General features: G+C 59.1%; 22 protein-coding genes and 1 pseudogene. 10 read left to right on the top strand and 13 right to left on the bottom strand.

The annotated features are described in order from the left end of the window. Nucleotides 1–42: 42 nt before the first annotated feature. The gene (locus PH552_RS29595) at nt 43–1,803 is read right to left on the bottom strand and encodes a TRAP transporter large permease (protein WP_113250678.1); all 1,761 of its coding nucleotides are present in this window, start codon (nt 1,801–1,803) and stop codon (nt 43–45) included. Beyond that, the gene (locus tag PH552_RS29590; RefSeq protein ID WP_113250679.1) at nt 1,803–2,378 is read right to left on the bottom strand and encodes a TRAP transporter small permease subunit; all 576 of its coding nucleotides are present in this window, start codon (nt 2,376–2,378) and stop codon (nt 1,803–1,805) included. The genes PH552_RS29595 and PH552_RS29590 overlap by 1 nt, the downstream gene beginning before the upstream one ends. Before the next feature lie 231 nt (nt 2,379–2,609). Between PH552_RS29590 and PH552_RS29585 the strand changes: the two genes are divergently transcribed. Then, nucleotides 2,610–3,533, top strand: a complete 924-nt coding sequence (locus PH552_RS29585; RefSeq protein WP_112342749.1) for a Gfo/Idh/MocA family protein — start codon at nt 2,610–2,612, stop codon at nt 3,531–3,533. A 75-nt stretch (nt 3,534–3,608) separates the two neighbouring features. Then, nucleotides 3,609–4,154: a GrpB family protein gene (locus PH552_RS29580; protein ID WP_113250762.1), complete on the top strand. Its 546-nt coding sequence runs from the start codon at nt 3,609–3,611 to the stop codon at nt 4,152–4,154. Between the two features lie 48 nt (nt 4,155–4,202). Here PH552_RS29580 and PH552_RS29575 read toward each other — a convergent pair whose 3' ends face one another. Together PH552_RS29575 and PH552_RS29570 are read right to left on the bottom strand one after the other, a co-directional pair. Next, on the bottom strand, nt 4,203–4,652 hold the full coding sequence (locus PH552_RS29575; protein WP_112342748.1) for a DNA polymerase III subunit chi: 450 nt from the start codon (nt 4,650–4,652) through the stop codon (nt 4,203–4,205). A 134-nt stretch (nt 4,653–4,786) separates the two neighbouring features. After that, a complete protein-coding gene (locus PH552_RS29570) occupies nt 4,787–6,283 on the bottom strand; it encodes a leucyl aminopeptidase (protein ID WP_112342747.1) in 1,497 nt (498 codons plus the stop codon). Between the two features lie 209 nt (nt 6,284–6,492). On the opposite strand from PH552_RS29570, the gene PH552_RS29565 reads away from it, so the two are divergent. From PH552_RS29565 to rsmA, 7 genes are all read left to right on the top strand, one after another. Next, nucleotides 6,493–7,275, top strand: coding sequence for a phosphatase PAP2 family protein (locus PH552_RS29565; RefSeq protein WP_112342746.1), 783 nt, complete (start codon nt 6,493–6,495; stop codon nt 7,273–7,275). Nucleotides 7,276–7,377: 102 nt separating this feature from the next. Next, the gene (locus PH552_RS29560) at nt 7,378–8,559 is read left to right on the top strand and encodes an LptF/LptG family permease (protein ID WP_113250680.1); all 1,182 of its coding nucleotides are present in this window, start codon (nt 7,378–7,380) and stop codon (nt 8,557–8,559) included. Beyond that, a complete protein-coding gene (gene lptG / locus PH552_RS29555) occupies nt 8,556–9,641 on the top strand; it encodes an LPS export ABC transporter permease LptG (RefSeq protein ID WP_112342744.1) in 1,086 nt (361 codons plus the stop codon). The genes PH552_RS29560 and lptG overlap by 4 nt, the downstream gene beginning before the upstream one ends. Further along, nucleotides 9,642–12,035, top strand: coding sequence for an LPS-assembly protein LptD (locus PH552_RS29550; RefSeq protein ID WP_112342743.1), 2,394 nt, complete (start codon nt 9,642–9,644; stop codon nt 12,033–12,035). A 207-nt stretch (nt 12,036–12,242) separates the two neighbouring features. Next, complete coding sequence (locus PH552_RS29545; protein ID WP_112342742.1) at nt 12,243–13,187, top strand: SurA N-terminal domain-containing protein; 945 nt, start codon at nt 12,243–12,245, stop codon at nt 13,185–13,187. 6 nt (nt 13,188–13,193) lie between these two features. After that, nucleotides 13,194–14,219 carry a 4-hydroxythreonine-4-phosphate dehydrogenase PdxA gene (gene pdxA / locus PH552_RS29540; RefSeq protein WP_285166496.1) on the top strand — a complete coding sequence of 342 codons (1,026 nt, stop codon included), beginning with the start codon at nt 13,194–13,196 and terminating at the stop codon, nt 14,217–14,219. After that, complete coding sequence (gene rsmA / locus PH552_RS29535) at nt 14,219–15,046, top strand: 16S rRNA (adenine(1518)-N(6)/adenine(1519)-N(6))-dimethyltransferase RsmA (protein ID WP_113250681.1); 828 nt, start codon at nt 14,219–14,221, stop codon at nt 15,044–15,046. The genes pdxA and rsmA overlap by 1 nt, the downstream gene beginning before the upstream one ends. A 24-nt stretch (nt 15,047–15,070) precedes the next feature. Here rsmA and gmk read toward each other — a convergent pair whose 3' ends face one another. From gmk to fabD, 7 genes are all read right to left on the bottom strand, one after another. After that, nucleotides 15,071–15,733 (bottom strand): guanylate kinase, encoded by a 663-nt coding sequence (gene gmk / locus PH552_RS29530; RefSeq protein ID WP_015339363.1) that lies wholly within the window; start codon nt 15,731–15,733, stop codon nt 15,071–15,073. 3 nt (nt 15,734–15,736) lie between these two features. Then, nucleotides 15,737–16,624 (bottom strand): YicC/YloC family endoribonuclease, encoded by an 888-nt coding sequence (locus PH552_RS29525; protein ID WP_112342740.1) that lies wholly within the window; start codon nt 16,622–16,624, stop codon nt 15,737–15,739. A gap of 109 nt (nt 16,625–16,733) precedes the next feature. Continuing rightward, complete coding sequence (gene mltG, locus PH552_RS29520) at nt 16,734–17,948, bottom strand: endolytic transglycosylase MltG (RefSeq protein ID WP_483315514.1); 1,215 nt, start codon at nt 17,946–17,948, stop codon at nt 16,734–16,736. A 209-nt stretch (nt 17,949–18,157) separates the two neighbouring features. After that, nucleotides 18,158–19,420, bottom strand: coding sequence for a beta-ketoacyl-ACP synthase II (fabF, locus tag PH552_RS29515; RefSeq protein ID WP_112342738.1), 1,263 nt, complete (start codon nt 19,418–19,420; stop codon nt 18,158–18,160). A gap of 114 nt (nt 19,421–19,534) precedes the next feature. Continuing rightward, nucleotides 19,535–19,771, bottom strand: a complete 237-nt coding sequence (locus PH552_RS29510) for an acyl carrier protein (RefSeq protein WP_004122114.1) — start codon at nt 19,769–19,771, stop codon at nt 19,535–19,537. A 288-nt stretch (nt 19,772–20,059) separates the two neighbouring features. Then, a complete protein-coding gene (gene fabG / locus PH552_RS29505) occupies nt 20,060–20,797 on the bottom strand; it encodes a 3-oxoacyl-[acyl-carrier-protein] reductase (RefSeq protein ID WP_113250683.1) in 738 nt (245 codons plus the stop codon). A 24-nt stretch (nt 20,798–20,821) separates the two neighbouring features. Continuing rightward, on the bottom strand, nt 20,822–21,766 hold the full coding sequence (gene fabD / locus PH552_RS29500) for an ACP S-malonyltransferase (RefSeq protein WP_183763157.1): 945 nt from the start codon (nt 21,764–21,766) through the stop codon (nt 20,822–20,824). A 194-nt stretch (nt 21,767–21,960) separates the two neighbouring features. Here fabD and PH552_RS29495 point away from each other — a divergent pair, with 194 nt between their 5' ends. Continuing rightward, nucleotides 21,961–23,004 carry an aldo/keto reductase gene (locus tag PH552_RS29495; RefSeq protein ID WP_112342769.1) on the top strand — a complete coding sequence of 348 codons (1,044 nt, stop codon included), beginning with the start codon at nt 21,961–21,963 and terminating at the stop codon, nt 23,002–23,004. Between the two features lie 49 nt (nt 23,005–23,053). On the opposite strand, the gene PH552_RS29490 is transcribed toward PH552_RS29495, so the two are convergent. Continuing rightward, nucleotides 23,054–24,235, bottom strand: a complete 1,182-nt coding sequence (locus PH552_RS29490; protein ID WP_183763154.1) for a hypothetical protein — start codon at nt 24,233–24,235, stop codon at nt 23,054–23,056. Between the two features lie 168 nt (nt 24,236–24,403). Continuing rightward, nucleotides 24,404–25,151: pseudogene (locus PH552_RS29485) on the bottom strand (histidine phosphatase family protein). Between the last annotated feature and the right edge of the window lie 216 nt (nt 25,152–25,367).

Here is a 25,367-nt window from a genome sequence, read left to right as displayed (position 1 = left end):
TTTCGTTGCGCTCCAATCAGGACAAAACGAGGCGTACCGTGCTCAATTGAAAGACGGCGGCTGACTGAGGTCGTTGGCGGGTGCGTTCTGCTGCCCGCCACCCTGATCCGCCGGCTTCCCGTCAAACGGATTGCCGCCCGGAAGCTGCAACCCCGGCAAGCCGTTGCCATTGTTCTGGCCGGGCACGCCGAAACCGGGAACCTCGATCTTGATCGAATTCGGATCGACCGCAGCACCCGCGCCCTTGTAGTGCATGACCATCTGCGGGAACATGATGGTCAATGCCACCATCAGGATCTGGATACCCACGAACGGCACGGATCCCCAATAGATCTGCCCTGTTGTGACGGGCGCGATCTGCTTGCCCGTCACCCTGTCGAGATAGGGCACGCGCGCCGCCACCGAGCGGAGATAGAACAGCGCGAAGCCGAAGGGCGGATGCATGAAGCTCGTCTGCATGTTGACGCCGAGCAGCACGCCAAACCAGATGAGATCGATGCCGAGCTTTTCGGCAGCAGGTGCCAACAACGGCACGATGATGAAGGCAAGCTCGAAGAAGTCGAGGAAGAAGGCTAAAACGAAGACGAGGATGTTGACGGCGATCAGGAAGCCGACCTTGCCGCCGGGCAGCGACACCAGCAGATGCTCGACCCAGAGATGGCCGTTGACGCCATAGAAGGTCAGCGAAAAGACGCGCGAGCCGATCAGGATGAACAGCACGAAGGCCGAAAGCCGGGTCGTGGATGTCAGTGCCGAGCGGATGACCTCCATGTTCAGCCGGCCTTTGGCAGCCGCCATTATGAGAGCGCCCACGGCCCCCATGGCGCCGCCTTCCGTCGGCGTCGCGATGCCGAGGAAGATCGTGCCGAGCACGAGGAAGATCAGCGCCAGCGGTGGAATGAGGACGATGATGACCTGCTGGGCCAGCCGCGACATCACGTTGAGCTTCATCCCCTTATCGAGCACGGCGATCGCATAGATGAAGGCAACGCCAACCGTTGCGCCGAGAATATCGGCGTTTTCGCCATAGGCGGGTGTCAGGTAAACATGTGCGGCATAGGCCACGCCGGCGCATATCAATAGAGCAACGAGCAAGGACGTGACGCCGGAGCCAAGCGAGCGAGCCTCCTTGGGCAAGGCGGGCATGGAGTTCGGCTTCACGATCGACATGATCAATACATAGAGCATGTAGAGACCGGTCAGCACCAAACCGGGAATCAGGGCGCCGGCATACATGTCACCGACCGAACGGCCGAGCTGATCGGCAAGCACAATCAGGACGAGCGATGGCGGAATGATCTGCGCCAGCGTGCCGGAAGCGGCGATGACGCCGGAGGCCACACGCCTGTCATAGCCATAGCGCAGCATGATCGGCAGCGAGATCAGTCCCATGGCGATAACGGAGGCCGCAACGACGCCGGTGGTGGCGGCGAGCAGCGCGCCGACGAAAATCACCGCATAGGCGAGACCGCCGCGAACGGGTCCAAACAGCTGGCCGACCGTATCGAGCAGGTCTTCGGCCATGCCGGATCGCTCCAGCACGATGCCCATGAAGGTGAAGAACGGGATCGCCAGCAGCGTGTCGTTCGACATCACCCCCCAGAAGCGATCCGGAAGGGCATTAAGGAGCGGCCATGAGAGATGGATGGTGCCGCCCGAAAAGGGTGCAAGCTCGACGCCGATCCAGAAGAACAGCAGCCCGTTCGCAGCAAGCGCGAAGGCGACTGGATAGCCCAGGAGCAGGAAAATGATGAGCGAGGCGAACATGATCGGCGCCATGTTCACGGCAATGAATTCGAGCATCAGCGCGCCTCCCCGGCAGGGGTTTCGACATCGAGCGGCGCATGCGTCGGCACGTAGGGGGTCGGATCATCCATATCGCCGCGCATGACCGCGATCTTCTTGATGATCTCGGAGACACCCTGCAATGCCAGCAGGAAGAAGCCGGCCAGCAGCAACGCCTTGCCCGGCCAGATGATCAGGCCGCCGGCGCTGGAGGAAACCTCCCCCGACAGGAAGGAGGTGCGGACATAGGGCACGAGGTCATAGACCATCAGGAGTGCGAAGGGCATGAGGAACAGACAATGGCCCAGCAGGTCGATCCAGTGTTGCACCCGGCGCGGCAAGGAGCCGTAGACGATATCGATGCGAATATGTTCGTTCTGGCGGAGCGTGTAGGCGGCCGCGAGCATGAAGGCGGCGCCGAACAGATACCATTGCGCTTCCAGCCATGCGTTGGACGAGGTATTGAAGACCTTGCGTACGACCGCATTTCCGGCGCTGACCAGGACAGCGACCAGGATGAGCCACGAGACAGATTTTCCAATGATCTCAGTCGCATAGTCAACGAATCGGCTGAAGCCGAGCAATGCTTTCATGAATTTTCCCCCCGCAGCGATTCTTTCCGAAGCTCTTCTTGCTGCACGAAGCTAGAGTGCCGATTTCAAACGGTGAATCAAGAGCCTGCGCGGGTTTTCCAAACGTGATGACGGCCGGATACAATGTTCGTGCATTGGATCCAGTTGTCGCATTTGCGATTTGCCGCCCTTGCCCACATGCGGCATTCTGATAAAGATCGCATCAATAATCATACTAATCGAGAGACACCCATGTCCCCCATCAACCTCGCTATCGTCGGTGTCGGCAAGATCGTCCGCGACCAGCATCTTCCGTCCATCGCGAACAACGCGGATTTCAAACTGATCGCCACGGCGAGCCGCCACGGTACCGTAGAAGGCATTCCGTCCTTCACGACCATCGACGCCATGCTCGATGCCGTACCGGCGGTCAATGCGGTGTCGCTCTGCATGCCGCCGCAATATCGCTATGAAGCCGCTTACAAGGCGCTTTCAGCCGGCAAGCACGTTTTTCTTGAAAAGCCGCCGGGTGCGACGCTGAGCGAAGTTGCCGATCTCGAAAACCTCGCAAAAGCCAAGGGCGTTTCGCTCTTTGCAAGCTGGCATTCGCGCTACGCCCCGGCGGTGGAGGCAGCAAAGACCTTCCTCGCAGGCACCACCATCCGCAGCGCTCACGTGATCTGGAAGGAAGACGTGCGCCATTGGCACCCGAACCAGGAATGGATCTGGCAGGCCGGCGGCCTCGGCGTCTTCGACCCGGGCATCAATGCCCTGTCGATCGTGACCCACATCCTGCCGCCGCTCTTCCTGACCGGCGCGACGCTCGAATTTCCGGAGAACCGGGATTCGCCGATTGCCGCCGATCTGCACTTCAAGAGCGGTCAGGGCCTTCCGGTTCATGCTGAATTCGACTGGCGCCAGACCGGCAAGCAGAGCTGGGATATCGTTGCCGAAACCGATGCCGGCCAGATGGTTCTCGCCGAAGGCGGCTCCAAGCTTTCGGTCAATGGCGAGCTGAAATTCTCCGCGCCAGAAGCCGAATATCCTTCGCTCTATCGCCGTTTTGCCGAGATCGTCAAAGCCGGCACCTGCGATGTCGATGTTTCGCCACTGCGCCACGTCGCCGATGCCTTCATGCTCGGCAAGCGCAAATTCGTCGAAGCATTTTACGATTGATGGGCTTTACCCGATGGAGACAACGCGCCCCGCAACATGCTAGCGTGGCGCATTATCTTCATCGGGGAGTTGCCGATGGCAACGGAAAATGTGCAATCTTTCGGGCTCGGCGTCGGCAATAAATCGGTCAAGCTTGCCGAGCCAAACCAGAGCTGGCGCGAGGCCTATCTGCTGGAGGAAGCTGCCATCCGCAGCGCCCTTGGAGACCTCGCCGTCGATGTGCAGCATTTCGGCAGCACCTCCATTCCCGAAATCAAGGCCAAGCCTATCATCGACATAGCCGTCGGTGTTCGGCGCTTCGAGGATGGCCTTGCCTGTATCGAACCGATGGCATCGATCGGCTATGTCTATGCCGGTAGCAATATCGTAGCGGACGATCATATTTTCGGTCGCGATATCGAAGGGGATACTCGCACGCATCTGGTCCATGTGGTCGAGCATGGCGGCCTGAATTGGCGCCAGTTCATCCTCTTCCGGGATCGGATGCGCAAGCGCCCGGACCTCGCACATGCCTATGAGGCGCTGAAGGTCGAACTTGCGACAAAATATGCCAATGACCGCGCAGCCTATACTGCCGCCAAGAAGGACTTCATTCAAAAGATCCTGGCGGAGGACGATTAGAGCGACCCAAGTTTTCACGGGATCTCAGAAAATCGCCGCGCAGTTTTCCTAAGCCTTCTTTTCCCAACGGCCATCCTGCGTCTGCTGCCAGTAGGTGAGATTATGCCCCTCGCCTTTCAGGCGCTTCCATTGCGCGCGCGCGCTTTCCAGCTGTTCCTGATCGTAGCCATCGAACATCAGCACGACGCGCTGATACGTTCCGACATCCGTAGCCTCGGCGCCATCGATAAAAAAGCGCACGGTCGCATTGTTGACGTTGTCGGAAGAGATGGTCAGAAGCACAGGCTGCTTGTCCGCCATCTCGCCTTCATCCGTGCCGTGCGGCAGGAAACTGTCTTCGCGATAGGTCCAGAGATGGCTATCGAGGAGATCGCGGCGCGCCGGCTCGCGCATCTGCACGGCGACCTGCCAGCCACGCTCGACACTCTTGTCGATCAACGGCGGCAGGGCGTCTTCGAGCTTCGATTCCGTCAGGTGATAGAAGAGAACGTCGGTCATGCCGTCTCTTCTAGAGCAATTCTAGGAAAAGTGCGAAGCGGTTTTCCGTCCGGAATTGCATCACACCAAAAGGATAGAGCCTTTTCGCTTTTCTTCGAATCGCGAAAAGGCTCCATCTCACAAAATTCGGCTGGTCACGATTCGTAGTTGGCGCGGACCAGCTGATCGAGCAGGCGCACGCCAAAACCGGAACCCCAGGACTGGTTGATCTCGTCCTGGACCGAGCCCATCGCCGTGCCGGCGATATCGAGATGCGCCCACGGCGTTTCCCCGACGAAGCGCTTGAGGAACTGGGCGGCGGTGATCGAGCCGGCATGGCGGCCACCAGTGTTCTTCATGTCGGCGAACTTGCTGTCGATCATCTTGTCGTATTCCTTGCCGAGCGGCATGCGCCACAGGCGCTCGTCGGTTACGAGGCCGGCTGCCGTCAACTCGCCCGCCAGCTTGTCGTCGTTGCAGAACAGGCCGGCCTGCAGGTTGCCGAGCGCGACGAGGATGGCGCCGGTCAGGGTCGCCAGGTTGATCATGAACTGCGGCTTGAAACGGTCGTTCGTGTACCAGAGCGCATCGCAGAGAACGAGCCGCCCCTCGGCATCCGTGTTGATGATCTCGATCGTCTGGCCGGACATCGAGGTGACGATATCGCCGGGACGCTGCGCATTGCCGTCCGGCATGTTCTCCACTAGACCAATGACGCCGATGGCATTGACCTTAGCTTCTCGCGCGGCCAGCGTATGCATGAGACCGGTGACGGCTGCCGCACCGCCCATGTCGCCCTTCATTTCTTCCATGCCGGCGGCGGGCTTGATGGAAATGCCGCCGGTATCGAAGACGACCCCCTTGCCGATAAAGGCGACCGGCTTCTCCTTCGCCTTGCCGCCCTTCCATTGCATGACAACCAGGCGCGGCGGCCGGGCAGAACCTTGCGCGACGCCGAGCAGCGCGGCCATGCCGAGCCGGCGCATCTCGCGCTCCGTCAGAATCTCGATCTCGACGCCAAGCTTTTCCAACTCCTTGGCCTTGGCGGCGAATTCCACGGGGCCGAGGACATTCGGCGGCTCGTTGACGAGATCGCGTGCAAGGAGGACACCGCCTGCGACGGCTTCGGACGTTGCATAGAGTTTCTTGGCGGCTGCGGCCTCCTGGGTGACGATCGTCACCTTCACCGCCTTGCGGGAGCCGTTCTTTTCGTCATCGTCGCCCTTCTTCGTCTTATATGTATCGAAGCTATAGGCGCGCAGGAGCATACCCAGGGCAAAATCGGCGGCCTCCCTGCCACCGACCTCGACTGCCGGCGCGTCCAGGAAGATGGTGACTTTCTCGACGTTGCGGATCTTTGCCGCAGCCGTGCCGCCGAGCCTCAGCCAGTCATGCGCAGCCAGGTCCCTGGCCTTGCCGGTACCGAGGACAATGATCCGATCGACGGGCGAGGCCTCGGGAGCGATGATATCCAAAGCGCTCAACGCCTTGCTCTTGAAGCCGGCCACGGGCGCGGCCCTGGCGAAAACATTGGCCGGATCGGCGCTCTCAGCGCCCGCCGGCAACTCACTGTCCGTGCCTTTCAGGAGAATGGCCAGACCGCCGCTGAGGCGGGCCGACTTGGCGAAGGAAATCTCGAATTTCACAGACATTTCTGCTCCGATAAACATGCGTCGTAATAGAAGAACTTTGCACAACCATCATTCTAGGTTTGACTAGCGAACACAAGCACTCGGCAAAGCATTCGCCAAAGAAGCCCGTTCCACGGCTTCAAATCCCTGTCATTTAAAGCGGTTAGCCTACACGCAATGGTGTTTTATCCGCCCTTCGGGGCGACCCGATCCTTTGCCGGAAAGCCGTCTTGATCATAGATTTCAACAGTTTCGATCGCGAAGACCGGTTCCCCGAGGTTCTGCGGCCGCGTACCGCGGGTGATGCCTTCATCGGCCTCTTCTGTCTCTGGTGGGTACTGCTTGGCCTCTTCTCGGTTTTCCCACGAATCGATCTCGCCGTCGCGAACATGTTTTTCCTGCCGCAGCAATGTCTTGCGAGCACGCGCCCGGGTCAGATATGCGGCATCTTCCCCTATAATGCAGACACGCATCTGCGGCTGCTGCGGGAGATATTCTTCCAGCTCCCCTATATCGTGGCCGCCGTCCTCGCCTGGATGCTGTTCCAATGCTGGCAGCATCACGGAGCGACCTTCAACAGGCTGCGGGCGTGCAATCTGAAGATTGCGCTCGGTTCGCTGCTGATCGGCCCGGTACTGATCGTCAATCTCTGGCTGAAGGCCTTTTCGGGGCGCCCGCGCCCGAGACAGACCGACCTCTTTGGCGGCACGCTCGATTTCGTCCATGCCGGATCCTTCGCGGGAAAATGCGTCAGTAACTGTTCGTTCATCTCGGGCGAAGCGGCGGCCGCCGGCTGGCTGTTCTGCCTGATCTTCATCATCCCGCAGCCATACCGATCCGCTGCCGCCCCGCCGATCGCAGCCGTTTCGATCCTCATTCCCGCGCTTCGGGTGGCTTTTGGCGGGCATTACCTCTCCGATGCCGTGCTCGGCTGGCTTTCATCGCTTGTCATATTCGCAGCGCTGCTCGCATTATCCCAAACGACACACGACAGAAGAATCTCGGAAAATTAACGATTTTTTTTCGAGTTGGTTGTCGCCAAAAAAACTTAAACAGCGTAGATGAGGGTGAATCTCTGCCGGCTCGCACGGCAGCTGTTGCGTTTAAGGGCCGGCATGAAGTTATTCGAGACATATATCGTACGGCGTGTCGGTATGATGTTCCTGGTAGCGCTGCTGCCAGTGCTCGCCATCATCTGGACGACCCAGGTGCTGCAGCGCATCAATCTGGTGACGGATAGCGGCCAGTCGATGGGCTCGTTCGCCAAGCTTGCGACGCTCATCCTGCCGACGATTATTCCGATCGTCCTGCCCTTCGCACTGGTCATCGGCATCACGCAGACCCTGACGGCGATGAATAGCGATTCGGAGCTGACCGTCATGGAGGCGGCAGGCGCGAAACGCAGCATCATCATCCGCCCGATCATGATTCTCGCCATGGCCATCAGCGTGTTTTCCTTCTTCGTCGACAACGCCGTCGAGCCGAGAGCCCGCGTCGCCGCCCGCCAGATGGTGGCCGAAGCCTATGCCGACCTTCTTTCCACCGTGATCGAAGAGAAGAATTTCCGGCGCATCGAAGACGGGCTCTATGTACAGATTTCGCAGCGCATGTCGGGGCGCATCCTCAAAGGGCTGTTCGTGGTCGATTCCCGCGATCCCGCCTTCGATCTCATCTATTATGCGAAGGAAGGCGCCGTCGATCCGAGCGGTACGTCGCTGCTGATGAAAGATGGCGAGGTGCATCGCAAGACGGCCGACGGCAACGTCTCGGTCATCAAGTTCGATTCCTATTCCTTCGACCTCTCCGATATGACCCAGAGCCGCGGTCAGGCGAATTTGCGCGCCAGCGATCGCAACCTCGGCTTCCTGCTCAATCCGGATCCGAACGATCCGGATTACAAGACAAGACCAGGCAGCTATCAGGCCGAGTTGCATCGGCGCCTCAACGAATGGGCCCTGCCCGCGATATTCGCGCTTATATCGCTGGTGATTGCTGGCGATGCCCGCTCCCATCGCGAGGCGCGGCTGCACCCGATGGTGTCGGCCTTGACGATAGCCTTCGCGCTGCGCTGGGCCGATTTTTATGCGGCCAACCAGATCGATAATTCGCCTCGCTTCGTCGGCATTCTCTACGCCATCAACATCATTGCCGCCGCTATCGCGATCGCGCTGCTGACGCGTAACCGGAAGATGTCGATGCCGGTATCGATCCGAAATCGCATGAGCAACTGGCGGCAACGCATTCAGGATCGCATGCCGGCGGCGCCGGGCGGCGGCTCCAATGGGAGCGGCGCATGATCTTCGGCACGCTCGGGCGTTATTTCTTCACGCGTTACATCGTGACGACGTTCTGGTTCTTCCTGGGCGTCATCTCGATCGTCTATCTCGTCGACTTCAGTGAAACCGCCGGCCGGCTGGCCGGGCTGCCCGGCTATACGGTCCCGCTCGGTCTGGTCATGACGGCAGTGCGATTGCCGTTCATTCTGCAGCAGACAGTGCCGTTCATCGCTCTCTTCGTCGGTATGACGGTGTTGATCGCACTCAATCGTCGCCGCGAGCTGGTTATTGCACGCGCGGCCGGCATCTCCGTCTGGCAGTTCATGACGCCGTTCATCGTGGGCGCCTTTTTCGTGGGATTGCTGACCATGCTTGCCCTCAATCCGGTCGCCGCATGGGGGCAGCGCCAGGCGGAAACGATGGAAGCCGACCTGCGCGGCGACCCTTCCTATCACAACAGGCTTTCGATCCCGTGGCTGCGTCAATCGAATGGCAAGGACGATACGATCATCGGCGCCAAGGCCATTCTGGACAATGGAACGACGCTGATGGGCGTCGTCTTTATCCACTTCGATTCACAGGGAAATATCGTCCTGCGGCAGGACGCGCAGTCGGCAAAATTGGAAGATGGTTACTGGCTTCTTAACAATGTCGTCGAACGGCGGCCGGGCGAAATACCCGATCATAAGAGTTCGGTACAGGTTCGTACGAATCTGAAACAGGATTTCGTTTCGCAGCGTCTGGCACAGCCGGAAACCATTGCTTTTTATGATCTTTCTAATCGAATAAAGATCGCACACTCCTTCGGCATATCGACCAACGCACTTGAGACACAGTTTCATTCGCTGCTATCGCAACCATTCCTTCTCATAGCAATGACGCTAATCGCAGCAACCGTGTCGCTAAAATTCAGTAGATTCAATCAATCGCGCTCCGTGATTCTGGGTGGAATCCTCTCCGGCTTCGTGCTTTATGTTGTCACCGTGCTTGTAAAAGCATTCGGGAGCAGCGGAGTGGTTCCTCCCTACGTGGCGGCATGGATACCCGTGATCGTCGCATTGGCATTCGGAGCAACGATCCTGCTTCATCAGGAGGACGGCTAAGTGGCGGCAGGCAACCGCGAGAGTATTAAAAAGATTGTGGCTGCCCTCGTTACGGGCACGGCTGCATGTGCATATATTATGAGCCCGGTCGCTGTTTACGCCCAGGCCAACGACAATAATAACGGCGGTGCCGGCACTGTTACTTCCCCTATCAAGGTGAAGGTGCCGGAAGGCGCAAAGCTGGTCCTTTCGTCCAACGAATTGGTCTATAACAAGGATACGCAGATCGTCACCGCAAGCGGTGCGGTCCAGATCAACTATGGCAGCTACAAAATGGTTGCCCAGAAGGTCGAGTATAATCAGAAATCCGGGCGAATGACGGCTCTCGGCAATGTCGAGCTGATCACTCCGGACGGCAATCGCATGTACGGTGACAAAATGGACGTCACCGACAGCTTTTCCGACGGCTTCGTCAACGCCCTGCGCATCGAAATGCCCGACAACACCCGCATGGTCGCCGAAAAGGGCGAGCGGGTCGGCGGCAACCAGCTGATTCTGACGAAGGGTGTTTACACCGCCTGCATGGCCTGCTCCGAGCAAGGCCGGGCTCCGCTATGGCAGGTCAAGGCCCAGCGCGTCGTCCAGAACGGCGTCACGCATACCGTGCGCCTGGAACATGCCCGCTTCGAACTGTTCGGCCAGCCGATCGCCTATGTTCCGTGGATCGAGGTTCCGGACAATACGGTCAAGCGGAAATCCGGCTTCCTGTTTCCGTCCGTGAGCGTCTCGGAGCGCCTCGGCGTCGGAGTACGGGTTCCTTACTACTACGTCATCTCGCCGAGCATGGATGCGACGGTCACCGCCACGGGCTTTAGCAATCAGGGGTTGCTGCTCGAGGGTGAGTTCCGCCAGCGTTTCGAGAATGGCACGCATATCCTGCGCGTTGCCGGCATCAATCAGATGAATCCGGACGCCTTCGCTGCCGGTACGACTGATGCCGAGAACAAAACTCGCGGCATGATCAACTCCAAGGCCGACTTCAGGATCAATCCTCGCTGGACTTTCGGCTGGGATGTCATGGTGCAGAGCGACAACAACTTCTCGCGCACCTATGGATTGGACGGGCTGAACCAGAGCACCCATACGAACCAAGCCTATCTGACAGGTATCGGAAAGCGCAATTTCTTCGATATGCGCGCCTTCTATTATAATGTGCAGGACACGGATAATAACGCCACGGCACAAAAGCAGCAGGCATACGTCTATCCGAGCATCGACTATCACTATGTCGATCCGAAATCGGTCTATGGCGGCGAGCTGTCGGCAACGATGAACTTCACGCACCTGTCGCGTGAGAAGACATCCGCACTCGACAACGTATTCAATCTTGGCGATGCCAACTTGAACGACCGCTTCCTCGGTCTCTCCGGCGACTATACGCGCTTCAGCACTGAACTGCAGTGGCAGCGTACCTTTACGACCGATGAAGGCCTTGTGTTGACGCCATTGGCGGCGGCGCGCGGTGACGTCTATGGTCTGGATATGAATTCGCCGAACTCCTTCGGCGGACCGTTCAGCTATCCCGGAAATTACGACACCAGCGACTATGCCGCCCGTGGCATGGTCACGGCGGGGCTCGAAGCCAAGTACCCATTCCTGATCACGACAAGCAACAGCACGCATGTCTTCGAACCGATCGCACAGATCTATGTGCGGCCGGATGAGCAGCTTGCCGGCCGCTTGCCGAATGAGGATGCACAGAGCTTCGTCTTCGACGCGACCAACCTGTTCGATCGCGACAAGTTCTCGGGCTTCGACCGCATCGAGGGTGGCACCCGTGCCAACATCGGATGGCGCTATACCGCCAGCTTCGACAGTGGCTACAAGCTGCAGCACATCTTCGGGCAATCCTACCAGCTCGCGGGACGCAATTCCTTTGCGCAAACGGATCTGGCGGGTGTCGGTTCGGAATCCGGACTTGAAACGACTCGCTCCGACTATGTCACCATGTTCGGCCTGACGACGCCGCAGGGCATCTCGCTGTCGACGTCCTATCGCTTCGACGAAAAGGACTTCGCCTTCCGCCGCGGCGATACAGCCGTCGGCTTCTCGAATGATGTCTTCCAGACGTCCTTGATCTACACGCATATTTCCGCGCAGCCGCAATATGGTTTCACCAGCAATCAGGATGAAATCCAGTCGCGTGCGCAGATCAGATTCAAGGAATACTGGTCGGTCTTCGGCACGGTCAGCTACGATCTCAACAGCAATGAGATCACCCGCCAGGGCGTCGGTCTTTCCTACGAGGACGAATGCACGATCTTTACCGTGTCATTTCTCGACAAGAAGGATACGACAGCCAGCTCGGCCAGCAATTGGTCGATTGGCGCTCGTTTGACCTTCCGTACGTTGGGCGACGTCAATCTCGGCAGCGTCCAGGACGCAACGTTCTGATATAGACCGAAGTTGCAAGGAGCCGGCTTAATCGCCGGCTCTTTTGCGTTGAAACGGCCCGCTATTCGCGGCGTCATTGTTTCGCCGCAAGGATTTTGCAATTCATCGCGCTTGATGTAGACATGTGGCGCAAAGTTGCCGTATTGCGCCAAGGCGCAGCGATATGGCGCAAGGCCGGCAGGAAAGACCTTTGGGAAGGGGTAGTTGATGTTTTCTGGAAAGACACCGATGCGTGCTCTATTGTTCGGAGCAGCGGCTTTGGTTATGGCGAGCTTCACCGTGCCGAGCAGCGATGTCGCTTTCGCGGCCAGCGAGGTAAAAGTCCTCGTTAACAGTCAGGTGATCACATCCGGCGACATCGCCAAGCGCGTCGCTTTCCTCAAGCTGCAGCGCCAGAAGGGCGACCTCAACAATCTCGCCAAGGAACAGCTTGTCGACGAAACGCTGAAGCGTGCGGAAATCTCCCGCCTGCGCATGTCCGTTTCGACCACCGATGTCGATGCCGCCTTTGGACGTTTCGCGTCCAGCAACAAGATGTCGCCGGCTCAGCTCAGTCAGATTCTTGACAAGGCGGGCGTCGGTGTCGACCACTTCAAGTCCTACATCGCCGTTTCCATGAGCTGGCCTCGCGTCGTCAACGCCCGCTTTGGCGCGAGAAGCCGCATGTCGAATGACGATCTCGTAACGCGCATGACCGAGAACAAGACGAAGCCGGTCACGACGGAATATTTCCTGAAGCAGATCGTTTTCGTCGTGCCCACCGCAAAGCGCAATGCCATCCTGAACAAGCGTAAAGCCGAGGCTGAGGCATCGCGCTCCAAATTCCCCGGTTGCGATCAGGCAAAGGTCTTCGCCGCAACCATGCACGATGTTTCCGTCCAGGATCTCGGCCGGGTGCTCGCACCGGAAGTTCCGGAAATGTGGAAGCCGCTGCTGGAGAAGGCTTCCGGCAACACGACCGCTCCCATCATAACCGACCGAGGCGTCGAATATGTCGCCATCTGCTCCCAGCGTCAGGTGAACGATGACGTCGCCGCCGCCGCCGTATTCCGCGCCGAGGATATTGGCAAGGACAAGGCCGGAGGAGTCAGCGCCAACGACAAGAAATACGTGGATGAACTGCGCTCCAAGGCGCAGATCGTCTATCGCTGATTGACGATGCCGCCGCGCTCCTCCCTCCCCCTTGCGCTCACGCAGGGGGATCCGGCTGGCATAGGCCCCGACATTACGCTCGCCGCCTGGCTGCGCCGCGGCGAGCTTGATCTGCCTCCCTTCCTGTTTCTCGGCGACGCCGGCATTCTTGCCGCGCGTGCTTCGCAGCTCGGCTTGACGGTGCCCCTGAAGGTGGCAGATCCGGCGACCGCCTGCGACATCTTCCGGAATGCGCTGCCCGTCCTGCCGATCGAGGCCGGAATGGACATCATCGCCGGCGAACCGCATGTCGCCACCGCCAAGGGCACGATCGCAGCCATAGAAATGGCCGTGTCGCTGAGCATGAGCGGCCAGACCTCCGCTGTCGTCACCAATCCGATTGCCAAATCGGTGCTCTATGACGCCGGCTTCGGCTTTCCAGGCCATACGGAATTCCTTGCGGATCTCGCGACGCGCGCGACCGGAAAACCGGTCATGCCTGTCATGCTGCTTGCCGGTCCCAAGCTTCGAGCCATTCCCGTCACCATCCATATTCCCCTGAAGGATGTGCCGCAGGCACTGACCTGCGAGCTGATCGTCGAGACCTGCCGGATCACCGACCATGACCTGCGCCACCGCTTCGGTATTTCCAAGCCACGCCTTGCGGTTGCCGGTCTCAATCCGCATGCCGGCGAAAATGGCGCGCTCGGCAAGGAAGACGATGAGATCGTCCGTCCCGCGATCGATATCCTTCGCGGCGAGGACATCGATGCCTTCGGCCCCCTGCCTGCCGACACGATGTTCCACGACGAGGCCCGGCGGCGCTATGATGTTGCTGTCTGCATGTATCACGATCAAGCACTGATCCCGGCCAAGGCGCTCGGCTTCGACGATTCCGTCAATGTCACGCTTGGCCTGCCCCTCGTCCGCACGTCCCCCGACCACGGCACGGCATTCGGTATCGCCGGCAAGGGCATTGCCAAGGAAGACAGCCTCGTCGCAGCCCTCAGATTGGCGAGCGAAATCAGTGGCAAGACCGGAAACGTTCGCTGATGGCCGCACTGGATGGTTTGCCGCCCCTTCGCGATGTGATCCAACGTCATGGCCTCGACGCGCGCAAGGCGCTCGGCCAGAATTTTCTTCTCGATCTCAATCTGACGCAGAAGGTCGCCAGAACGGCGGGCTCGCTGGAAGGCGTAACCGTCTTCGAAGTCGGTCCCGGACCGGGCGGCTTGACGCGCGCCATCCTGGCGCTCGGCGCTGCCAAGGTCATCGCCGTCGAGCGCGATGCGCGCTGCCTGCCGGCACTGGCGGAAATCTCAGATCACTATCCCGGCCGGCTCGAGGTCATCGAGGGCGATGCGCTGAAGACCGATTTTGCGGCTCTTGCACCGGAAGGACCGGTCAGGATCATTGCCAACCTGCCTTATAACGTCGGTACCCAGCTTCTGGTCAATTGGCTTCTGCCGGCGCAATGGCCGCCCTTCTGGCAATCCCTGACCTTGATGTTTCAGAAGGAAGTCGGCCAACGGATCGTTGCGCGGGAAGATGACGACCACTATGGCCGGCTTGGCGTGCTCTGCGGCTGGCGGACGGAGGCTCGCATGGCCTTCGACGTGCCTCCACAGGCCTTCACGCCGCCGCCGAAGGTAACCTCCACTGTGGTGCATCTCACGCCGAGGGAGAACCCGATCCCATGCGATGTCGGCAAACTTGAAAAGATAACGCAGGCGGCCTTCGGCCAGCGCCGGAAGATGCTGCGCCAGAGCCTGAAGCCGATCGGCGGCGAGGCGCTTCTGCTGAAGGCGGAGATTGATCCGCAGCGCCGTGCCGAAACGCTTTCAGTCGAAGAATTCTGCCGATTGGCGAATTGCCTTTGATCGGATCAGAGCTTCTGATCGGGATCAGAGCTTCGGCGTTTCTTCCAGCAAGTCCCGAACGAAATCGAACATGCCATGCCGGCGGTCGCGGCGCAGGCGTTCGGCCTTGACGATCGACTGCACCGCGTCGAAGGCGACGTTCAGATCATCATTGACGATGACATAGTCATATTCGCGCCAGTGAGCGATCTCGGCGCGCGAATTGGCAAGACGCATGGCGATCACCTCTTCGGAATCTTCGGCGCGGCGATGCAGGCGCGACTGCAGTTCGGTCATCGTCGGCGGCAGCACGAAGATGGAGACGACATCGGCGGGCATTTTTTCCTGAAGCTGCTGGGCGCCTTGCCAATCGATATCGAAAAGCATGTCGCGGCCTTCGGCCATCGCCGTTTCCACCGGTTCACGCGGCGTACCATAGAAATTGCCGTGCACTTCGGCCCATTCCAGCAGCGAGTCGGAATCGCGAAGGCGCTCGAACTCACGCTGCGAGACGAAATGATAATGCACGCCTTCGATCTCGCTCGGCCGGCGCTGCCGCGTCGTGACGCTCACGGACAGACTGACCTGCTTATCCTTGTCGAGCAAGGTTCGCGCGATCGTCGACTTGCCCGCGCCGGATGGCGAGGAGATGGCAAGCATCAGCCCCCGACGGGCGATCGGAATGGATGTGGATGTCGCCGGCTTCATGGCCTACTCCAAATTCTGGACCTGTTCGCGGAACTGGTCGATAACCACCTTCAGCTCGATGCCGGCGGCAGTAACCGCCGCTGCATTCGACTTCGAACAGATAGTATTCGATTCCCGGTTAAATTCCTGTGCAAGAAAATCGAGCTTGCGGCCGACGGGACCGCCCTTGGAAATCAGATCGCGCGCGGCGGCCACATGCGCCTTCAGGCGATCGATTTCCTCGCGCAGGTCCGCCTTGGTCGCCAGAAGGGCGGCTTCGGCATGCAGCCTGTCGCGGTCGAGACCCGACGAGCCTTCCAATAGCATCGAAACCTGTGTCGCCAGTCTCGCGGCAATCTCCTGCGGCGATCGGGACGGATCGCGCTCGACGGTCGATGTCAGCGCCTCGATGGTAGTGACCTGGCCAAGCAGGACCTTGCCAAGCGCCTCACCTTCCCGCCGACGCATCTCACGCAGATCGCCAAGCGCGGCTTCAAGGCCCGCCATGATATCGGCATCGCGCGCGGCAAGCGCCTCTTCGTCTTCCACGGCCTCCTTGAACTCCACGAGACCGCGCACGGTCATCAGGCTCTCCAGCCGCAGCGGCGCGGGATCGACGATGCCGGCAAGCTGATCGCGCAGCGCCAGAACCGCAGTCAACGCTTCCTGGTTTACCACGACCTCGACGCGGCTCTCCTCGACCGACAGTGACAGGCTGACCTGCAGGTTGCCGCGGGAAAGCCGGTCGGCGATCGACTTGCGGATATCGGCCTCCAGACGCTCGAGGCCTGGCGGCAGGCGCAGACGGATATCCAGCCCCTTGCCGTTCACGGAGCGCAGCTCCCATGCCCAGCGGCCACGGCCACTGGTTCCTTCACGCCGGGCAAAGCCGGTCATGGACTGCAATTCCATGCAAGCCTCCGATAGTTCCTATCCCCAATCACCGAAGATCTTCGTATTGTGGGTCGATGTAAAATGAATCCGCACCATGCTTCTTATGGAGGCTGGGGCGCGGCAAAGATCAATTGGTCTTTTTCTTCTGCTGGGCACCCGAGCCGGGCGCGACCGCAGCGTCGTCCGGCTGACCGTCCACGGCAATGGTGCTCGGGTCTTCGCCCTTTTCGGCAACGAGCTTGCGCCAGCGCCGGACATTGGCATTGTGCTCATCCAGCGTGGCGGCGAAGACATGGCCGCCGGAGCCATCGGCCACGAAATAGAGATCCTGCGACTTCCAAGGGTTGGCGACGGCTTCCAGAGCATCCTTGCCCGGATTTGCGATCGGCGTCGGCGGCAGGCCCTTGATGAGGTAGGTGTTGTAAGGTGTGTCCTTCTTCAGATCGGACTGATAGATGGGACGATCGGACGGCTTTCCTTCACCACCGAAAAGACCGTAGATGACGGTCGGATCCGACTGCAGGCGCATCCCCTTGCCGAGGCGGTTCAGGAAGACGGAGGCGACATGGGCGCGCTCATCCGCAAGGCCGGTCTCCTTCTCCACGATAGAGGCGAGCGTTACGAAATCCTGCTTGCTTGCCAGCTGCACGCTTGCGTCGCGCTTTTCCCAGACCTGGTCGACCAGCTTCACCTGCGCTGCCGCCATCTGCTGGATGATTTCCGCGCGCTTCGTGCCGCGCGTGAACTTATAGGTATCCGGCCTCAGGCTGCCTTCCGGCGGCAGGGCCGACGGCAGATCGCCCTCCAGCACGACATCGGCCTGCAGCTTGTTAAACATCTGCCGCACGGTCAATCCCTCCGGCAAAGTCACCGAATAGAGGATCGACTTGCCCGACTTCAGCAGCTCCATGATGTCCTTCATGGAGGCGCCGGCCTTGATCTCGTATTCGCCGGCGCGAAGGGTCTCGCCATCATGCAGATACGTGGCCGTCAGCCAACGGAAGATGCGCTCGTTGGTAATGATGTTGTTGGATTCCAGGCGATTGGCGATCTCGCTGAGACCGGCACCATTGCGCACGATGAAATTCGTATTGGTCGTCAGCGGACCGGGACTTTGATAGGCCGAAAACGCATAATAGGCACCTCCAACCGCGGCAACAGCGACGAAAACCGCCAGCGTCATCAGGAAATTCAGGAAGATGACCATCTGGCTGCGAGCCTTGCGCGAGCGCTTCGGCGGATCCGGAACACGCTCCGGACGCAGGGCTTCATTCGCCGATTTCGGGATAATCGGCCCTTTCTGCCCGTTCGCAGTTCCGTTGCTCTGGTTCGTATCGCTCACCGGCAATCCCTTCCTTTTTGTGATTGCCTGCTCTTTGGCCAAGCAATGCGGCAAAAAACAGGTTCAGAAGATAAGACGAAACCCGCCGGGTTCCGACTTCGACCGATCAGACATCGCCACGAGGCATCCGCGGTTTGCGGACACGGCAATATTCAAAGCGGGGCGCAGGCTTGCCGAAGATGCTCCCGCTTTGAATTTACGCGCCGTTATTATGCTTCATATCGGCGCAAGACAAGCGACGCATTCGTGCCGCCGAAACCAAAGGAGTTCGACAGCGCGACATTGATCTCGCGCTTGCGGGCCTTGTGCGGCACGAGATCGATAGCGGTCTCGCGTTCCGGATTATCCAGATTGAGCGTCGGCGGGGCAATATTGTCGCGAATGGCGAGCGTGGCGAAGATTGCTTCGATCGCGCCGGCTGCCCCGAGGAGATGGCCGGTCGCCGATTTGGTCGACGACATCGAGATCTTCGACGCGGCATTGCCGACCAGCCGTTCGACCGCGCCGAGTTCAATCGTATCGGCCATGGTCGACGTGCCGTGGGCATTGATGTAGTCGACATCGGCAGGGGTCAGACCGGCGCGCTTCAGAGCCGAAGTCATGCAGCGGAATGCGCCCTCGCCATCCTCGGACGGTGCGGTAATGTGATGGGCGTCACCGGAAAGACCGTAACCGACGACTTCGGCATAGATCTTGGCGCCGCGTGCCTTGGCGTGTTCCAATTCCTCGAGAACGACGATGCCGGCGCCCTCGCCCATGACGAAGCCGTCACGATCGCGATCATACGGGCGCGAGGCCTTCTGCGGCGTATCGTTGTACTCCGTCGACAGCGCCTTGCAGGCGGCAAAGCCTGCAAGCGAGATGCGGCAGACCGGAGCCTCGGCGCCGCCAGCGACCATCACGTCGGCATCGCCGAGCATGATCAGGCGAGCCGCATCGCCAATGGCGTGCGCACCGGTGGAGCATGCGGTGACGACGGCATGGTTCGGGCCGCGCAGCTTGTGGCGGATCGAGACCTGGCCGGAAACAAGATTGATGAGACGGCCGGGAATGAAGAACGGCGAGATGCGGCGCGGACCCTTGTCGCGCAGCGTATAGCCGGCTTCGACAATGCCTTCCAGGCCGCCGATCCCGGAGCCGATCATGACGCCCGTGGCGATCTGATCCTCATCCGTTGCCGGATGCCAATCGGCATCGGCCAGCGCCATATCAGCGGCTGCCATGCCATAGATGATGAAGGGATCGACCTTGCGCTGTTCCTTCGGCTCCATCCAATCGTCAGCGTTGAACGTGCCGTCGGTACCGTCGCCGACAGGAATGCGGCATGCGATCTTGGCCGCGAGGTCTTCGACCTCGAATTCAGTTACGAGGCGCGCCCCGTTATGTCCGGCGATCAAGCGCGACCAGGACACCTCCGTGCCACAGCCCAAAGGTGATACCATGCCGGTACCCGTGATAACGACACGTCTCATCTCCCGCAGACCCCCGTCTTTTTATGATGATATGCGTATAAGCCTGTTCCGACCGGCATAGCCGGACGAAATAGGGCGGACTCTTCAGCCCGCCCCTTCAAAAAGCGCGAAAGATTAGGCCTGGGCCTTCTCAATGAACTTTACCGCGTCACCGACCGTGAGGATCGAGTCAGCAGCGTCGTCGGGGATTTCAACGCCGAATTCTTCTTCGAAGGCCATGACCAGTTCGACGGTGTCGAGCGAGTCCGCACCCAGATCGTCGATGAAGCTTGCGCTTTCAACAACCTTGTCGGCGTCAACGCCAAGATGATCAACAACAATTTTCTTTACGCGTTCTGCGATATCGCTCATGTCGGTTTCCTCGACCTTATGTCCTGATGAGAATGCCTTGTGACATCCCTACCCTAATTCAAACCTGCAGCATCAGTCCTGACGCCGCTGGCAAACCCGTTCAACCCGGCATTGAGATCCGGTCCGGCGCCTTCAAAACGGCCCAGTCCGTCTGCATTTTCCGGACGACTGTTCACAGTCATGGCCCGCTTAACACGGTTTAAGTCCGTCGCAAAGCCAGAAAATAGCCGGCTCCGGGTTGCTCAACATGCTATTGGAGGGAAAGTTCCCTCCAATGAGCAATTCCTTTTAGATCATTGCCATGCCGCCGTTGACGTGGATCGTCTGGCCCGTGACGTAGCTGGCTTCAGAGGAGGCAAGATAGGCGACGGCCGAGGCGACTTCCTCACCGGTGCCCATGCGCCTCATGGGAATGGCGCCCATGATCGCTTCCTTCTGCTTGTCGTTCAGCTTGCCCGTCATCGCGCTTTCGATGAAGCCGGGGGCAACGCAGTTGACCGTGACGTTGCGGCTCGCGATTTCCTGCGCCAGTGACTTGGTGAAGCCGATCATGCCGGCCTTGGAGGCGCAGTAGTTCGCCTGTCCGGGATTACCGGTGACGCCGACGACGGAGGTGATGTTGATGATGCGGCCATAGCGGCGGCGCATCATCGGATGGGTCAGCTCGCGGGTCAGGCGGAAGACGGCGGTAAGATTGACTTCCAGCACGCTGTCCCAATCCTCGTCGCTCATGCGCACGAACAGACCGTCCTTGGTGATGCCGGCATTGTTGACGAGGATATCGACGCCGCTGAGCTCCTCTTCCGCCTTGACGCCGAGCGCCTTCACTTCGTCGCGATCCGAGAGGTTCGCCGGGAAGATCTTGACGCGATCACCGAGTTCGGAGGCCAGCGCCTCCAGCTTTTCGACGCGCGTTCCGTGCAGGCCGACGATTGCGCCCTGCTTGTGCAGGAGCCGGGCAATTTCTTCACCGATGCCGCCGGATGCGCCGGTTACCAGGGCCTTGCGGCCGGTCAAATCAAGCATGTGTGTCCCTCGTTTCCTAATCTATCAGCCGAGCAATGCGGCAAGCGCCGTGTCGATATCAGCGGCATTGTTGACGGCAATGCCGTTGACCGATTTATCTATACGACGAGCGAGGCCCGTCAGCACCTTGCCGGCGCCGATTTCATACAATGTCGTCACATTGTTGGCGGCGAACCATTCCACCGTCTCGCGCCAGCGCACCTGACCGGTGACTTGCTCAACAAGCAATTTGGCGATCTCGTCCGCATCAGTGACTGGAGCGGCCCGGACGTTGGCGATGACGGGCACCACCGGATTGGCCTTGGCGACGCCGGCAAGCGCCTCACGCATCGCTTCGGCGGCCGGGGCCATCAAGGCGGAATGGAAGGGCGCGGAGACCGGCAGGAGGATCGCGCGCTTGGCACCCTTGCCAGTCGCAAGCTCGGCGGCCTTCTCGACCGGTGCTTTCTCGCCGGAAATGACGATCTGGCCGCCGCCATTGTCGTTGGCGATCTGGCAGGCGCCGAGCGCGGAGGCTTCGGCACAGACGGCGACGACATCGGCATGTTCAAGCCCGATGATCGCGGCCATGGCACCGACGCCGACAGGAACTGCCGCCTGCATGGCGTTGCCGCGGATGCGCAGCAGACGCGCGGTATCGGCAAGCGAGAAGGTGCCTGCGGCACAGAGCGCGGAATATTCGCCGAGCGAATGGCCAGCGACATAGGCGACCTTGCTCTTCAGATCGAAGCCGCGGGCCTGCAGCACCCGGATGACGGCAAGCGACACCGCCATCAGTGCCGGCTGCGCATTGGCCGTCAGGGTCAGCTTGTCTTCCGGGCCGTTGAAGATGACGTCGGAGAGCTTTTCACCGAGCGCTTCATCGACTTCCTCGAAGACGGCGCGCGCCTCGGCGAAATTGTCGGCAAGGTCCTTGCCCATGCCGACGGCTTGGCTGCCCTGGCCGGGAAATGTGAAAGCAACAGTCATTATAAAGCGTCCTTTTGGGGGTCGTTTTGCTTCCCAATGACATTGTTTGCGCCGGAGTCAATAGTGCAAGCCCTTTCGCCAACGGCTTTTGCGCCTGCGAAACGCAATGATTTTTTCCTTGCGCTCGCTCAGATCGAGCCTAAATTTGCGCGACCTCATTCATTTTGACCTTCTTCCATCCCCAAGGTTTTCCCATGAAATATAAGAGATTAGGCCGCACCGATATTTCCGTTTCGCAGATTTGCCTGGGCACGATGACCTGGGGCACGCAGAACAGCGAAGCCGAAGCCCATGAGCAGATGGACTATGCCGTCGATAAGGGCATCAATTTCTTCGATACCGCCGAAATGTATCCGACGACACCGGTCGGGCCGGAAACCCAGGGGCGCACGGAAGAGTATATCGGCAGCTGGTTCGAGAAGACCGGCAAGCGTAGGGATATCGTGCTCGCCACAAAAGTCGCCGGCCCTGGCCGTGAGTATCTGCGCGGCGGACAGGGCGCCGACGCCGTCAATATCCGCGCGGCGATCGACGCCAGCCTGAAGCGGCTGAGGACTGATTATATCGACCTCTATCAGGTTCACTGGCCGAACCGCGGCCATTTCCATTTCCGCCAGAACTGGCGCTACAACCCCTTCAACCAGGATCGCGAGAAAGTCATCGCCGAGATCACCGAGATCCTGGAGACGATGGGCGAGCTCGTAAAGGCCGGCAAGGTCCGTGCCGTCGGTCTCTCGAACGAGACCACCTGGGGGATCCAGAAATATCTGACGATTGCCGAGCAGAAGGGCCTGCCGCGCGTCGCCACCACGCAGAACGAATACAACCTCCTCTACCGCCATTTCGACCTCGATCTGGCTGAACTGTCGCATCACGAAGATGTCGGCCTGCTCGCCTATTCGCCGCTCGCCGGAGGTATCCTCACCGGCAAATATGTCGGCGGTGCCCGCCCGGCCGGCTCGCGCGGCTCGATTAATCTCGATATCGGCGGCCGCCTGCAGCCGCTGCAGGAACCGCCGGTTAAGGCGTATCTTGAAATCGCCGCCAAATACGGTATCGACCCGTCGAAGCTGGCGCTGGCCTACTGCCTCACCAAGCCCTTCATGGCTTCCGTCATCATCGGCGCGACGACGATGGCGCAGCTCGAAACCGATATTGCTTCAGCTTATGTGACGCTGCCGGAAGAGGCATTGGCCGAGATCGAGCAGGTGCACCGGAAATATCCGATGCCGATGTGAGGAGCGTGCTGGTCGGATTCAAAATGGGTAAGCGGGCAAGTTTGCCCGTTTATTCGGCCGTCGTGGTGGAAGCTCTGCAGCAGATTTCGCGAACGTAGTTGTTACCATAAGTAACGAAGGCGGTCGGAGGGATGGTTTTGGTATTAACCAAAGGCTGAAATACAAGGGAATTAACAGCTCCCTCGTACGTCCCAACAATCGTGACGGCATAACTCCCCTGTACGGTTAAGTGAACTGCCATTGGAATAAATGACTGCTTGGCCAAAACCATTGCGGGCTCTAAAGATTTTTCAGTGGTTATTTCAATGTATTGCCTCCCAAGCTGTTTTTCTTCAAATTCACGCACCCATACCGACGTTTGGGGCATATAGCCGGTTTTTTTGCCGATCAACACGCGATACCAGTCGCCGGTGCTCTTGATAATCTGTAACTCGCTTCCATTCGCAAAAGCCGCAATCGTCTTGGAGCGGATATCCCGCCCGGCTTTTAATAGAGCCGAACCACTATCATCTTGAACAATGCCGTTTCTTGGGACAGGAACTTGCAGAAGCGGTGGCTTTTTGCTCAGCGTCTTTGACGTTATGCGTCCATCAGCAATCGGTGCCTGAGCTTTACCAGACGACGATTCGACCTCAGATTCATGAACTTCTTGAAACGAGACCGTCGTAACTCGAAACCGTGTCATTTCGCTCGATGACAGATAACGAATATCATTGCTGTCGTATTTTAGGGCAAGTTGCAGCAAACTAGGATCGACGCCCATTTCGTTCATATAGGAAATCACATCGGCGGTTTGCTGTTGAACGGCCGCAACGGCATCTTCGACATTCATTCCACTCGTATCGCTGAACGAGGATTTATGAACACCAATCGCACCCGGCTCGGCATAACGGGTAACCCCGCCAAGAAATGACAAGGAACAAGCCGAGGCGCATTCCGAGCCCCGGGCAGCCACGGTTTGAAGGCCTAAAGACCGGATCAGACGGCCAAACTCCATGGCCTTGTATACGTTTCCGCCGCCACTGAAGAAACTAACGGAAAACGCATGGCTGGAAAGAACTTCATTGCGAAATAAGGCCAAGTCATCGTCAGCTTCGAACTGACCGCTCACCATGATAAACTTGGAACCATCTTTCAAGCTATGCGCTTCGTAGCTTAATCTCGCTGCTGCATCTTGAGCGAGAAGGATGAGGCCCAAAGCAAGACCTGCCAAAGCAAAGTTTTTTCGCATTACTTTCACAACTCAGCCCCCAAATATCAGCCAGGTCATGAATTCCACAGGTCCCATCATTTCACAAGTCATGATTGCAGCGCATGTTTCAAGAGTTGCCCGGTTCCAAGGCCGACATGGAACGGGCCCCAATATCGCTAGGAATGTCCTGCCGACTGCCGCAAGCAACTATTGCTTCGTCTTCGGCGCAATCGCCAATTCGGAACCATAAGCCTCCTTCAATTCTTCCTGCCCTTTCACACGGTCCACAGACTTATGAAGCAGGATCGAGCGATAGCCTTCCGAACTCCGCCCTTCGATCAAGGTGACATCGGCGTTTCCTGGATTGTCCGAGCGCTCGAACCAATCGACCGGATAATGCAGGAAGTTCATCTCGAAGGCCCGGTTGGTGACGCCGTGGCCGACGATGATGACATTGTTCCTGCCGTTTTCGGCATCATGCATGACGGTCTGCAGAAACAAGCGAACGCGCTGGGCGACATCGGCACGGCTCTCGCCATCCGGCGGACGCGCATAGAACTTGCCGTTGTTATTGCGCAGTCTTGCCCATTTCTCGAACTCGTCGGGAAATTTCCGCCTCTGTTCGGCATGGTCGTAGATTTCGGTGAAGAGCCCGAAATCCTGCTCGCGCAGGAGATAATCCTCTCTGGTATCCCCGATGAGTTCGGCAGGCAGAACCTCAAGCAGGGCATCCTTGCTCTGCCGCGTCCTCAGGAAGGGAGAATACCAGACGTTCAGCCTGCGCAAATTCGGCTGGTGGCAGCCCTTTCAGATAGGCTGATATCGCCTGGCCTGCCTGCAGCACCTGCCGATGCCCCCACTCGGTCAGCGGAACATTGTGATCGCCGAACTGCCGATAGGCCCGGTCATCGATATTGCCGAGGGATTCGCCGTGCCGAACGAGAAAAATGCGCATGAACCGTCCCCGTTGCTGCAATTGGCATCCTATCATATGGGAGAGTGCGGCGGGTGCAACGCTGCGGCGACGGGAGCTCGCGATTTGTCCCGAGCATCGACGCCGCTTACAGGCAAAACGGCATAATTTCGCCCCTACCCTTGCCTTTCGAAGAAAAATCCGTATAAGCCGCCCTGTTCGCAACCCGGTCTTCTGGCTGGTGGCTGAACGGAGGGC

It is taken from the genome of Rhizobium aureum, assembly GCF_030182495.1.
GTDB lineage: Bacteria > Pseudomonadota > Alphaproteobacteria > Rhizobiales > Rhizobiaceae > Rhizobium > Rhizobium tropici_C.
Note: the sequence above shows the minus strand (reverse complement) of the source record. Positions and strands in the feature narration are given on the sequence as shown.